At 71.7% G+C, this 12,523-nt stretch carries 10 protein-coding genes; 7 read left to right on the top strand and 3 right to left on the bottom strand.

From position 1 onward, the window contains the following. Positions 1 to 70 precede the first annotated feature (70 nt). Positions 71 to 319, top strand: coding sequence for a hypothetical protein (locus KWI83_RS35705; protein ID WP_218518528.1), 249 nt, complete (start codon positions 71 to 73; stop codon positions 317 to 319). Here the strand turns inward: KWI83_RS35705 and KWI83_RS35700 are convergent, their stop codons facing one another. Further along, complete coding sequence (locus KWI83_RS35700) at positions 320 to 1,006, bottom strand: response regulator (protein WP_218518527.1); 687 nt, start codon at positions 1,004 to 1,006, stop codon at positions 320 to 322. It abuts the gene before it with no gap. Next, on the bottom strand, positions 1,003 to 2,646 hold the full coding sequence (locus KWI83_RS35695; protein ID WP_218518526.1) for a sensor histidine kinase: 1,644 nt from the start codon (positions 2,644 to 2,646) through the stop codon (positions 1,003 to 1,005). The genes KWI83_RS35700 and KWI83_RS35695 overlap by 4 nt, the downstream gene beginning before the upstream one ends. 175 nt (positions 2,647 to 2,821) lie before the next feature. Here KWI83_RS35695 and KWI83_RS35690 point away from each other — a divergent pair, with 175 nt between their 5' ends. From KWI83_RS35690 to KWI83_RS35675, 4 genes are all read left to right on the top strand, one after another. Next, positions 2,822 to 4,240: a cation:dicarboxylate symporter family transporter gene (locus KWI83_RS35690; RefSeq protein ID WP_218518525.1), complete on the top strand. Its 1,419-nt coding sequence runs from the start codon at positions 2,822 to 2,824 to the stop codon at positions 4,238 to 4,240. A 154-nt stretch (positions 4,241 to 4,394) separates the two neighbouring features. Next, positions 4,395 to 4,775 carry a MerR family transcriptional regulator gene (locus KWI83_RS35685; protein WP_218518524.1) on the top strand — a complete coding sequence of 127 codons (381 nt, stop codon included), beginning with the start codon at positions 4,395 to 4,397 and terminating at the stop codon, positions 4,773 to 4,775. Beyond that, complete coding sequence (trxA, locus tag KWI83_RS35680; RefSeq protein WP_218518523.1) at positions 4,772 to 5,086, top strand: thioredoxin; 315 nt, start codon at positions 4,772 to 4,774, stop codon at positions 5,084 to 5,086. The genes KWI83_RS35685 and trxA overlap by 4 nt, the downstream gene beginning before the upstream one ends. A gap of 183 nt (positions 5,087 to 5,269) precedes the next feature. Next, positions 5,270 to 7,504, top strand: coding sequence for a UvrD-helicase domain-containing protein (locus KWI83_RS35675; RefSeq protein ID WP_218518522.1), 2,235 nt, complete (start codon positions 5,270 to 5,272; stop codon positions 7,502 to 7,504). Between the two features lie 77 nt (positions 7,505 to 7,581). Here KWI83_RS35675 and KWI83_RS35670 read toward each other — a convergent pair whose 3' ends face one another. Then, on the bottom strand, positions 7,582 to 10,200 hold the full coding sequence (locus KWI83_RS35670; RefSeq protein ID WP_218518521.1) for a glycosyltransferase family 1 protein: 2,619 nt from the start codon (positions 10,198 to 10,200) through the stop codon (positions 7,582 to 7,584). Between the two features lie 269 nt (positions 10,201 to 10,469). Here KWI83_RS35670 and KWI83_RS35665 point away from each other — a divergent pair, with 269 nt between their 5' ends. After that, positions 10,470 to 11,672, top strand: a complete 1,203-nt coding sequence (locus KWI83_RS35665) for a S8 family peptidase (protein ID WP_218518520.1) — start codon at positions 10,470 to 10,472, stop codon at positions 11,670 to 11,672. 216 nt (positions 11,673 to 11,888) lie between these two features. Further along, positions 11,889 to 12,523 (top strand): maltotransferase domain-containing protein (locus KWI83_RS35660; protein WP_218518519.1); only part of this gene is annotated, 635 nt, incomplete at its 3' end.

The following is a 12,523-nucleotide window of genomic DNA, read 5'->3' as shown; positions in this document are numbered from 1 at the left end:
GTGACTACGGGCTGTTCGGACAGGATCACGGATTGTAGGAACCTACGGTTCCGGTACGGGGGGCGGTGCGATGGGCGACGTGGTCGGCGCGTCCCGGGCCGCCCAGGTGGCCGCCCACCGCTCCGACGCCCGCCGCCGCTCCCGCAAGGCCATTCAGTGCGCCGTGGGCCTGCTGGCCTTCTGCGTCGTCCCCCTCGCGGGACTCGCCGTCCACTGGATCGCGGGGGAGACGGCGACCGGGCTGATCGTCCTCGCCGAGGCGGCCATCGTCATCGGACTGGGACGGCAGGTCGTCAGCTTCGCCCGGCCGTTGCGCTGACTACTGCCCCTTGACCCACCGGTACTGCAACTCCGGCCGCCCCACCGTCCCGTACTGCGGACTCCGCGCAGCCCTCCCCGCATCCACCAGATGCTCCAGATAGCGACGGGCCGTGATCCTCGAAATCCCCACCGCCTCCGCGACCCCCGTCGCCGTCATCCCTTCCCCGCAGTTCCGCAGCGCCACCGTCACCCGCTCCAACGTCGGCGCGCTCAACCCCTTCGGCAGCGCCGCCGGCGTCGGCGCCCGCAGCGTCGCCAGGGCGCGGTCCACCTCGTCCTGACCGCTGGCCTCCCCGGCCGCTCCCCGGAACTCGGCATAGCGCACCAGGCGATCACGAAGCGTGGCGAAAGTGAACGGCTTCAGCACGTACTGCACGACCCCCAGCGACACCCCCTCCCGCACCACCGTCAGATCCCGCGCCGACGTCACCGCTATCACGTCCGCGTGATACCCGGCCGCCCGCAACGACCGGGCCAACTGCAACCCGTGCACATCCGGCAGATGCAGATCCAGCAACAGCAGATCCACCGGCGTCCGCTCCAGCGCCCGCCGCGCCTCCGCGCCCGTGTGCGCCTTCCCGACCGCGACGAAGCCGGGCACCCGGCCGACGTACAGCACATGCGCGTCCGCGGCCACGGGATCGTCCTCGACGACCAGCACACGGATCGGTTCCTCGACTGTCATGCGCGGCCTCCCGCAGCCGTACCACCGGCACCCCCGGCTGCGGCGACCCCCTCCGCCAACGGCAACCGCACCTCGAACTCCGCCCCGCCCCCGACAGCCCCCGCCACCGACAGCGTCCCCCCGTGCCGGTGCACCGCCTGCCGCACCAACGCCAGCCCCAGCCCCCGCCCCCCGGGCCCCGCCTGCTTCGTCGTGAAGCCCCGCTGGAAGACCAGCTCCGCGTGCGCCGGATCCACGCCCTCCCCGGTGTCCGCCACCCGCAGGACCAGCTCACCGCCCTCCGTGTACGCCGTCACCGTCACCCGCGCCCGCACGCTGCCCTGCGCCGCGTCCACCGCGTTGTCGATCAGGTTGCCCAGGATGGTCACCAGGTCCCGCGCGGGCAGCGACGGCGGCAGCAGCCCGTCGTCCAGGCGGCTGTCCTCCGACACCACCAGCTCCACGCCCCGCTCATTGGCCTGCGCCGTCTTGCCGAGCAGCAGGGCCGCCAGGACCGGCTCGCTCACCGCCGCGACCACCTGGTCGGTCAGGGCCTGGGCCAGTTCGAGTTCCGCGGTGGCGAAGTCGACCGCCTCCTCCGCCCGGCCCAGCTCGATCAAGGACACCACCGTGTGCAACCGGTTCGCCGCCTCGTGCGCCTGCGACCGCAACGCCTGCGTGAAGCCCCGCTCCGAGTCCAGCTCGCCCATCAGCGACTGGAGTTCGGTGACATCCCTGAGCGTGACGACCGTACCCCGCCGCTCCCCGCCCGACACCGGCGACGTGTTCACCACCAGCACCCGGTCCGCCGTCAGGTGCACCTCGTCCACCCGCGGCTCCGAGGACAGCAGCGCGCCCGTCAGCGGCCCCGGCAGGCCCAGCTCGGCCACCGAGCGGCCCACGACACCGCCGGTCACCCCGAGCAGCTCCTGCCCGCCGTCGTTGATCAGCGCCACCCGGTACTGCCCGTCCAGCATCAACAGCCCCTCACGCACCGCGTGCAACGCCGCCTGGTGGTAGTCGTGCATCCGGCTCAGCTCGGCCGCGTTCATGCCGTGGGTGTGGCGGCGGAGGCGGGCGTTGACGACGTACGTGCCGACCGCGCCCAGCACGAGGGCGCCGCCCGCGGCGCCGATCAGGGCGGTGAGCTGGCCCCGTACCCGCTCGCTGATCGCCTCGACCCGGATGCCGGCGCTGACCAGGCCGACGATGCGCGAGCCGTCGTGGACGGGGGTGACCGCGCGGACCGACGGGCCGAGGGTGCCCGTGTAGGTCTCGGTGAAGGACTGACCGCGCAGGGCGGGCTCGATGTGGCCCAGGAAGCGCCCGCCGATCTGGTTCGGGTCGGGGTGGGTCCAGCGGATGCCCCGCGGGTTCATGATCGTGACGAAGTCGACGTCCGTGTCGCGCATGACGCGCAGGGCGTACGGCTGCAGGGCGGCGGTCGGGTCGGAGGTGCGGATCGCCTCCCCTACCGAGGGGGAGTCGGCGATCGAGCGGGCCACCGCCATCGCCTGGCGGCCCGCCGCGTCCTCCGCCTGGCTGCGGTCGCTGACGTACGTGAACAGCGCGTATCCGGCGACGAGCACCGCGATCAGCACGGCCTGCATGGCGAACAGCTGACCGGCCAGGCTGCGGGGTCTCGGTACACGGATGCGCATGTCGTCAGTGTGCCCCCGACCTTCAGCGTGAACTAAATGAACGGAAGGGTGACCGCCCTCACAGCTCGGGAGATAGTCACGGCATTCGTTCATGTACGGGCAACGCCCCGGACAGTTTCTCCCGGACGTGAGCCGCACGCCGGTGATGCCGATGACGTCGTCAAGGAGGGCAGCCGTGACCAGCGCAGCCGATACGGCACCTGCCACACCCCGCGCCAAGCGGGACCGCACCCACTATCTCTACATCGCGGTGATCGTCGCGGTCGCACTCGGCATCGCCGTGGGCCTGGCCGCGCCGGGCTTCGCCACCGAGCTGAAGCCCATAGGCACCGGCTTTGTGAGCCTGATCAAGATGATGATCGCGCCGATCATCTTCTGCACGATCGTGCTCGGCATCGGTTCCGTACGGAAGGCCGCCAAGGTCGGCGCTGTCGGCGGTATCGCCCTTGTCTACTTCCTGGCGATGTCCCTGGTGGCGCTCGCCATCGGCCTGGTCGTCGGCAACATCCTCGAACCGGGCACCAGCCTCGCCGTCACCGACGCCGTCCGCGAGACCGGGCAGGCGCAGGTGGGCGCCGAGGCCAAGGACACCACCGAGTTCCTGCTCGGCATCATCCCGACCACCATGGTCTCCGCCTTCACCGGCGGCGAGGTGCTCCAGGCCCTGCTCATCGCGCTGCTCGCCGGGTTCGCGCTGCAGGCCATGGGCCCGGCCGGACAGCCGATCCTGCGCGGTATCGAGCACATCCAGCGGCTGGTCTTCCGTATCCTCGCGATGATCATGTGGGCGGCCCCGATCGGCGCCTTCGGCGCCATCGCCGCGGTCACCGGTTCCGCCGGTCTCGACGCGCTCAAGAGCCTCGCCGTGCTGATGCTCGGCTTCTACGTCACCTGCGTCCTGTTCGTCTTCATCGTGCTCGGCGCGCTGCTGCGGTTCGTCTCGGGCCTGAACATCCTCACGTTCTTCAAGTACCTGGGCCGTGAGTTCCTGCTGATCCTGTCCACCTCCTCCTCCGAGTCCGCGCTGCCGCGGCTCATCGCGAAGATGGAGCACCTGGGCATCAGCAAGCCGGTGGTCGGCATCACCGTCCCGACCGGCTACTCCTTCAACCTCGACGGCACCATGATCTACATGACCATGGCGTCCCTGTTCATCGCCGACGCCATGGGTACGCCGATGGGCATCGGCGAGCAGATCCCGCTGCTGCTCTTCCTGCTGGTCGCCTCCAAGGGCGCCGCCGGTGTCACGGGCGCGGGCCTCGCCACCCTCGCGGGCGGCCTGCAGTCCCACAAGCCCGCCCTGGTGGACGGCATCGGCCTCATCGTCGGCATCGACCGCTTCATGAGCGAGGCCCGCGCCCTGACCAACTTCGCGGGCAACGCCGTCGCCACCGTGCTGATCGGAACCTGGACCAAGGAGATCGACAAGGAGCGGGTGGGCGAGGTGCTCTCGGGCCGGCTGCCGTTCGACGAGAAGACCCTGCTCGACGACGGCCACGGCGGCGGTGGCGCGGCTTCGGCCGACGACGCCGAGATGCCCGAGCTGCGCGTCGGCGGCGAGAAGGACGGCGAGAAGGCGCTGGCCAAGGCCTGATCCCGCGGGATACCACCTTCCCCCACACCGGTACCACCCCCCACCCCGGGTGCCACCTCCCCCCACGCCCGGGCGGCTGAGATGCTCCCCCGTCGCTCAGCCGCCCGGGCTCACCCTTGCCTTGACGTCGGCGTCAAGGCTTACGTTCCTCCACATGCGAATCGGCGAGCTGGCCGAACGGGCCGGGACCACCACGCGGACGCTCCGCTACTACGAGGCGCGTGGGCTGCTGCCCGCGCGTCGGGACGCGAACGGCTACCGGGACTACGACGAGCGGGACCTGAAGCTGCTGCGGCAGATCAGGACGCTGCAGGACTTCGGGTTCGACCTGGAGGAGACGCGGCCCTTCGTGGAGTGTCTGCGGGCCGGGCACCCCGAGGGCGACTTGTGCCCCGCCTCGCTCGCGGTCTACCGGCGCAAGCTGGAGGAACTCGACGCGCTGATCGGCGAGTTGCAGGCCGTGCGGGCGCAGATCGGGGTGCGGCTGGCACTCGCCGAGGATCCGAAGTGCGAACTGGGAGGGCAACAGTGGTGAACGACGTGACGGACGCGGACTTCGCGACGGAGGTGCTGGGCGCGGACCGGCCCGTGCTGGTGGAGTTCACCGCCGACTGGTGCCCGCCGTGCAAGCAGATGGCGCCCGTGCTCAGGGCGGTGGCCGCCGAGGAGGCGGAGCGGCTGAAAGTGGTGCAGCTGGACGTGGACCACAACCCGGAGACCACCCACGCCTACAAGGTGCTGTCCATGCCGACCTTCATGGTCTTCCGCGGCGGTGAGCCGGTGAAGTCCATGGTGGGGGCCAGGCCCAAGCGGCGGCTCCTGGAGGAGATCTCCGACGCGCTGTGACCTGATGACCTGAACACACGCCGAGACGTAAAGAAATCCCCCGAGCAATTGCGCTCGGGGGATTTCCTTGCGTATATTCAATGATTCGCGACTTCGCGGGAATCGGGTCGCGGAGAAGTTCAGTAGGCACAGTGTATCCGGGCGGGAGCGGAATTGTCAAACAGCGGAATTCCAGACGACGAAATGCGCCGCGAGCAGGAATTCATCGACGACCTGTACGCGCGCGTCGACGCGCTGCGCGGCGACGCCGAGGCCTCCGTCACGGACGCGCTCGCACAGGGCGACAAGCCGATGCAGGCCCGCCTGGAGCGGGACATCCTGGTCGCCGAGCGCTCCGGGCTGCTCGCCGCGCTGAACGCGGTGGACGGCTCGCTCTGCTTCGGCCGGATCGACCTCTCCCCATCAGGCGCCAGTCACCACATCGGCCGGATCGGCCTGCGCGCCGACGACGCCGAGCGCACCCCGATCCTGATCGACTGGCGGGCCGAGGTCGCCCGCCCCTTCTACCTGGCCACCGGCCACACCCCGATGGGCCTCAGCCGCCGCCGGCACATCGCCACCGACGGCCGCCGTGTCACCGCCCTGCACGACGAGTTCCTCGACGTCGACGACGCCACCAGGACCGGTTACGAGGACCCCAGCGGGGACGCCGTCCTGCTCGCCGCGCTGAACTCCGCGCGCACCGGCCGGATGGCCGACATCGTGCAGACCATCCAGGCCGAGCAGGACGAGATCATCCGCGCACCGCACCGCGGCGTGCTGGTGGTGGAGGGCGGCCCCGGCACCGGCAAGACGGCGGTGGCCCTGCACCGGGCGGCGTATCTGCTGTACGAACACCGGGAACTGCTCGCCCAGCGAGCCGTCCTCATCGTCGGCCCCAACCCCGCCTTCCTCGGCTACATCGGCGAGGTGCTGCCCTCGCTGGGCGAGACCGGCGTGCTGCTGTCGACGGTCGGCGAACTCTTCCCCGGCGTGCGGGCGACGGCGACCGACACCCCGGAGGCGGCCGCGGTCAAGGGCCGCGCCGAGATGGCGGACGTACTCGCCGCGGTCGTACGCGACCGGCAGGCGCTGCCCGAGCCGGTCATCGCGATCGAGCACGACCGCGAGATCCTGATGCTCGACGACGGTCTCGTCGGCGTCGCCCGTGAGCGGACCCGCGCTGCGAAGCTGCCGCACAACGCGGCCCGCGAGCACTTCGAGGGGCACATCCTCAACACGCTCACCGAGCTGTACGCCGAGCGGGTCGGCACCGACCCCTACGACGGCTCCAACCTCCTCGACGCCAGCGACATCACCCAGATCCGCGACGACCTCGCCGAGAACCCCGAGGTCTGGTCCGCCATCGACCAGCTCTGGCCGGTCCTCACGCCGCAACGGCTGGTCGCCGACTTCCTCGCCGAGCCCGAGGGGTACGTCGGCGACGCCGACGCCGCCGCCATCCGGCGGCCGGTGACGCGGGCGTGGACCGTGGCGGACGTACCGCTGCTCGACGAGGCGGCCGAACTGCTCGGTGAGGACGACCGGGTGGCGCGGGCGCGGGCGGAACGCGAGCGGGAGCGGCAGGTGTCGTACGCGCAGGGCGTGCTGGACGTGTCGTACGCGTCCCGGACGTACGAGTTCGAGGACAAGGACGACGAGCACAGCGAGGTGCTGTCGGCGCACGACATCATCGACGCCGAGCGGTTCGCCGAGCGGCACGAGGCGGACGACCACCGCAGCGCCGCCGAGCGGGCGGCGGCCGACCGTACCTGGGCGTTCGGGCACATCATCGTCGACGAGGCGCAGGAGCTGTCGCCGATGGCGTGGCGGCTGCTGATGCGGCGCAGCCCGACGCGGTCGATGACGCTGGTCGGCGATCCGGCGCAGACGGCGGAGGCGGCGGGGGTCGGCTCCTGGTCGACGATCCTTCAGCCCTATGTCGAGGACCGCTGGGCGCACACGCGCCTGGGCGTCAACTACCGCACCCCCGCCGAGATCATGGACCTCGCGGCGGCGGTCGTACGGGCCGAGGACCCGGACTTCGAACCGCCGAGTTCCGTACGGTCCACAGGCGTACGTCCCTGGATCCGCGCCACCGACGACCTGCCCGGCGCGGTCGCCAAGGCGGTCGGGGAACTCACCCCGGCCGAGGGCCGGCTGGCCGTCATCGCCCCGCGCGACCTGCACCGGCGCCTCGCCGCCCACCTGGACGGTGTGACGGCGGGCGCCGAGCCCGACCTGACGCGCACGGTGGTCCTGCTGGACCCGCGTCAGGCCAAGGGCCTGGAGTTCGACTCGGTGCTGGTCGTCGAGCCGGGCCGGTACGGCACGAGCGACCTGTACGTCGCCCTGACCCGCGCGACGCAGCGGCTGGGGGTGCTGCACACGGGTCCGCTGCCGCGAGGGCTGGCCGAGCAGCCGCGGACGTCGGCCTGACCGCCACTGGAGCCCCGGACGGGCCGCTTCCCTGGCAGCACCTCAGGAAGCGGCCCTGGCGTGCACCGGGGCGAGGCCTACCTCAGCAACACCCCCGCCCCCTCCACCACATCCTCCGACGGCACCGCCACCAGCCCCAGCTCCGCGCTCGTCGCCAGCAGTCGGTGCGCGGGCAGGATCCGTACCGTGTAGCCGTACGGCCCCGTCCGGTCCAGGGACAGCGGACCCTCGTACACCCACCGGCCCTCCGGATCCGGTCCGCCCGCCGGTTTCAGCGGCACCGTCGACGCGTCGGCGATGCGGTCCTCGGAGTCCACACGGCCGGAGACCGCCTGGACCTCCACGTCGTCGGGGGCGAGGTCGCCGAGGGCGACGCGGACGCGGAGGGTGAGAGTGGAGCCGAGTTCCGCCGTGGCCGTGGTGGCGGAGGTCTCGACGTGGTCCACGCGCACGCCGTGCCAGGACCCGCGCAACCGGGCCTTCCACTCGGCCAGTTCCCGCGCCGAGTCCAAGTCCATCGCGCGGTGGGCGCGGGCGGCGGGGGCGTACAGCCGCTCGACGTACTCGCCGACCATCCGGCCCGCCAGCACCTTCGGGCCGAGCAGCATGAGCGTCTGGCGGACCATCTCGATCCAGCGGTCGGGCAGGCCGCCGGGGCCGCGCTCGTAGAAGCGGGGGGTGATCCGCTGTTCGAGCAGGTCGTACAGCGCCGCCGCCTCGATGGCGTCGCGGCGGTCGGGGTCGGTGCCCGCGCCGTCGGCGGTCGGGATCGCCCAGCCGAAGTCGGGCTGGAACCACTCGTCCCACCAGCCGTCCAGCACGGAGAGGTTGAGGCAGCCGTTGAGCGCCGCCTTCATGCCGCTGGTGCCGCAGGCCTCCAGGGGACGCAGGGGGTTGTTCAGCCAGATGTCGCAGCCGGGGTAGAGCTTCTGCGCCATCGCCATGCCGTAGTCGGGCAGGAACACGATCCGGTGCCGCACCCGCGGGTCGTCGGCGAACCGCACCAGCTCCTGGATCAGCCGCTTGCCGCCGTCGTCGGCCGGATGCGCCTTGCCCGCGACGACGATCTGGATCGGCCGCTCGGGGTGCAGCAGCAGGTCCATCAGTCGGTCACGGTCGCGCAGCATCAGCGTCAGACGTTTGTACGACGGGACGCGGCGCGCGAACCCGATGGTGAGGACGTCCGGGTCGAGGACGCCGTCGATCCAGCCCAACTCGGCGGTTCCGGCCCCGCGCTGCCGCCAGGAGGCCCGCAGCCGCTCCCGTACCTCGGTCACCAGCTGCTCCCGCAGGGTGCGGCGCAGCTCCCAGATGTCCTGGGCGGGGATGTCGGCGACGGCGTCCCAGCGGTCCTCGGCGCCGCCGGTGAAGGCGTCCTCGGCGCGCTGGGCGCCGACCTGCCGGGCGCCGAGCCGGAAGACCTCGGGGGCGATCCAGGTCGGGGCGTGCACGCCGTTGGTGACGGAGGTGATCGGCACCTCGTCGGGGTCGAATCCCGGCCAGAGCCCGGAGAACATCTCCCGGCTGACATTGCCGTGCAGCAGAGAGACACCGTTGGCGCGCTGGGCCAGGCGCAGCCCCATCACGGCCATGTTGAACAGGTTGGGCTCCCCGCCCGGATACGTCTCCATGCCGAGCCGGAGGATGCGCTCGACGTCGATGCGCGGGAGTTCGGCGTCGGGCCCGAAGTGCCGGGCCACCAGCTCCCGGTCGAAGCGGTCGATACCGGCCGGGACGGGCGTGTGGGTGGTGAAGACGGTACCGGCGCGGACGGCCTCCAGCCCGGAGTCGAAGTCGAGCCCGTCGTCGACGAGTTCCGCGATCCGCTCCAGCCCCAGGAACCCTGCGTGCCCCTCGTTGGTGTGAAAGACCTCGGGCTCGGGATGCCCGGTGAGCCGGCAGTACGTCCGCACGGCCCGCACACCCCCTATCCCCAGCAGCATCTCCTGCAGCAGCCGATGCTCGCTGCCACCGCCGTACAACCGGTCGGTCACGCCCCGCTCACCGAGGTCGTTCTCCTCGACGTCCGAGTCCAGCATCAGCAGCGGCACCCGGCCGACCTGGGCCAGCCAGATCCGGGCGCGCAGCTGCCGGCCGCCGGGCAGGGCGAGGGTGACCTGGGCGGGCGTCTCGTCCTCCTCCTTGAGCAGGACGAGGGGCAGCTCGTTGGGGTCGAGGACGGGGTAGTGCTCCTGCTGCCAGCCGTCCCGGGAGAGGGTCTGCCGGAAGTAGCCGTGCCGGTAGAGCAGCCCCACCCCGATCAGCGGTACGCCGAGGTCGCTGGCCGCCTTGAGGTGGTCACCGGCGAGGATGCCCAGGCCGCCGGAGTACTGCGGCAGGGCTGCGGTGATGCCGAACTCCGGGGAGAAGTACGCGACGGCGGTGGGCAGTTCACCGGACTGCGCCTGATACCAGCGCTCCCCGGTGACGTAGTCGCCCAGGTCGTCGGCGACGGTGGTCAGCCGGCGCAGAAAGCGGCGGTCCTCGGCCAGCTCGGCGAGCCGCGCGGGCGGGACGCTGCCCAGCAGCCGAACCGGGTCACCGCCCGACGCGGCCCACCGCTCCGGGTCGACGGACTGGAACAGCTCGCGCGTCTCCGTGTGCCAGGACCAGCGCAGATTCCGCGCCAGATCACTGAGCGGCCGGAGGGGTCCGGGGAGAACGGGTCGGACGGTGAATCGACGGATCGCCTTCACATTCCACCTTCTCAGCGTGCGGAGAAGGACGCACAGCGGTGTGCGTCCCGTCATCGATGTCGACGGTAGTGGCTACCCGGCGTCGCCGTGGCCGACTCCGGGCGCGGCCCTGAAACGACCTTCATCCGCCTTCCGTGGGCGATATGGCCGATTCCGCCCGCACACGCGTCCTTGTGGTGGTTCACACCGCACGAGAGGCTGCCAACCGGCGTGCCGCGCCCGCGTGGGCGGGTCGGCGGCCGTCGAGGCGAGGAGGGGAAACGCAGACCATGGCACGGACGCGAACGTGGCGTCTGCGCCGGGTGGGGGGCCTGACCGCGGTGACGTGTGCCGCGGTCCTCTCGGCCGGTATCCCGCCCGCGCAGGCCGCACCGGAGGGGCGGATCGTCGGGGCCGGAGCACCCGGTTCCGTCCACGGCAGCTATGTGGTGACACTCGAGGGGGGTACGACGGCCGCGTCGGCGGACGGTCAGGGCATCGCCGACCAGTACGGGGTGAGAATCAGCCATGTCTACGGCACCGCGCTGAACGGCTTCGCCGTACGGGCCGACGGCAGACAGGCGCAACGGCTCGCGGCCGATCCGCGCGTCGCCTCCGTCGTCCAGGACACCCGCGTGGTCGCCGGGCACACCCAGAAGAACCCGCCGTCCTGGGGGCTGGACCGCGTCGACCAGCCGAACCTGCCGCTCGATGGGCGCTACACCGCGCCGCGGTCGGCGGGCAGCGGGGTCACGGTGTACGTGATCGACACCGGGATCCGGATCAGCCACAAGGAGTTCGGCGGACGGGCCGGTTACGGCTGGGACTTCGTCGGCGGGGACAAGTCCGCGGGCGACGGGAACGGCCACGGCACGCACGTCGCCGCCACCGTCGCCGGTCAGAGCCTCGGCATCGCCAAGAAGGCCAAGGTCGTCGCCGTCCGCGTGCTCGACGACTCGGGCGGCGGTACGACCGCCCAGGTCATCGCCGGGATCGACTGGGTGACCAAGCACGCCCGCAAACCGGCCGTCGCCAACCTCAGCCTGGGCGGCTTGCACAACGCCCAGTTGGACGCCGCCGTACGCAACTCCATTGCGTCCGGCGTCACGTACACCGTCGCGGCGGGCAACGACGGCCTCCCGGCCGGGCTCTACTCCCCGGCGGGCGTCCGTGAGGCGATCACCGTCGGCGCCACGAGCCGCACCGACGCCCGGCCGTCGTTCTCCAACCACGGCTCGGCCCTGGACCTGTTCGCGCCAGGTGTGTCGATCACCTCCGCGAGCCACAAAAGCGACACCGCCCGGGCGACCTTCTCCGGTACGTCGATGGCGTCGCCGCACGCCGCGGGCGCGGCCGCGCTCCATCTGGCCGGCCGACCGAAGTCCACACCGGCGCAGGTCGCCAAGGCGCTGGTGGCGGGCGCGGTCTCCGGGAAGGTCTCCGGGCGGGGCCTCGGTTCACCGAACAAACTTCTTCAAGTACCGCGGTCGTAGCGGCGCATTCCAGACCTGGTGCCGGCATCGGTCCCGTTCATCCCGAACGGGGCCGGTCTTGTGCGTAGACATACGCGTGAGTAGTTAACAAAGTGCCGGATTGCCCACCCGAATAGGGTGGGAAGGCTCCTGCGGTACGCCCCACAGGCACACCCGCGCACGACCCCACCTCCCCACAGCCATCCGCCCACCCAGTTGACGCGGAACGGAGCGGTGATGCCCGCAACGCACCACTCGTCAGCACCCCCGACAGCCAGCACCGACAGCACCGCAGCACGTCCCGTGCGCCCGGTCGACGCCGGTTCACCGGCCCCGGAGTCACCCTCCGGCGGCGACGTCACCACCATCGGGCGCATACCGGTCCTCGACGTCCGCCCGATCGTCCAGCACGGGCGCCGGCCCGCCAAGGCGGTCACCGGCGAGACGTTCGAGATCTCGGCCACCGTGTTCCGCGAGGGCCATGACGCGGTCGCCGCCAACCTCGTGCTCAAGGATCCGGACGGCCTGCCCGGCCCCTGGACGCCGATGCGCGAACTCGCCCCCGGCACCGACCGCTGGGGCGCCACCGTCACCGCCGGCCGGCCCGGCCTGTGGACGTACACCGTGGAGGCGTGGGGCGACCCCGTCAGCACCTGGCGCCACCACGCCCGGATCAAGATTCCCGCGGGGATCGACACGGACCTGGTCCTGGAGGAGGGCGCACGACTGTACGAACGCGCCGCCGAAGGGACGCCCGACAGCGAGCGGTCCGTGCTGCTCACCGCCGTCGCCGCGCTGCGCGACGAGACCCGCCCCGCCGCCTCTCGGCTGGCCGCCGCGCTGACGCCGGAGGTCGATGCCGTTCTCGCGTC

It is taken from the genome of Streptomyces sp. TRM70350, from assembly GCF_019219825.1.
Taxonomy (GTDB): domain Bacteria; phylum Actinomycetota; class Actinomycetes; order Streptomycetales; family Streptomycetaceae; genus Streptomyces.
The sequence above is the reverse complement of the archived record's forward strand: the minus strand, read 5'-3'. Positions and strand labels throughout refer to the sequence as shown.

What these genes read in the sequence shown, in the direction of transcription:
- KWI83_RS35705 (WP_218518528.1), top strand. Translation starts at nt 71, where the DNA reads ATGGGCGACGTGGTCGGCGCGTCCCGGGCCGCCCAGGTGGCCGCCCAC.
- KWI83_RS35700 (WP_218518527.1), bottom strand. Translation starts at nt 1,006, where the DNA reads ATGACAGTCGAGGAACCGATCCGTGTGCTGGTCGTCGAGGACGATCCC.
- KWI83_RS35695 (WP_218518526.1), bottom strand. Translation starts at nt 2,646, where the DNA reads ATGCGCATCCGTGTACCGAGACCCCGCAGCCTGGCCGGTCAGCTGTTC.
- KWI83_RS35685 (WP_218518524.1), top strand. Translation starts at nt 4,395, where the DNA reads ATGCGAATCGGCGAGCTGGCCGAACGGGCCGGGACCACCACGCGGACG.
- KWI83_RS35675 (WP_218518522.1), top strand. Translation starts at nt 5,270, where the DNA reads ATGCGCCGCGAGCAGGAATTCATCGACGACCTGTACGCGCGCGTCGAC.
- KWI83_RS35665 (WP_218518520.1), top strand. Translation starts at nt 10,470, where the DNA reads ATGGCACGGACGCGAACGTGGCGTCTGCGCCGGGTGGGGGGCCTGACC.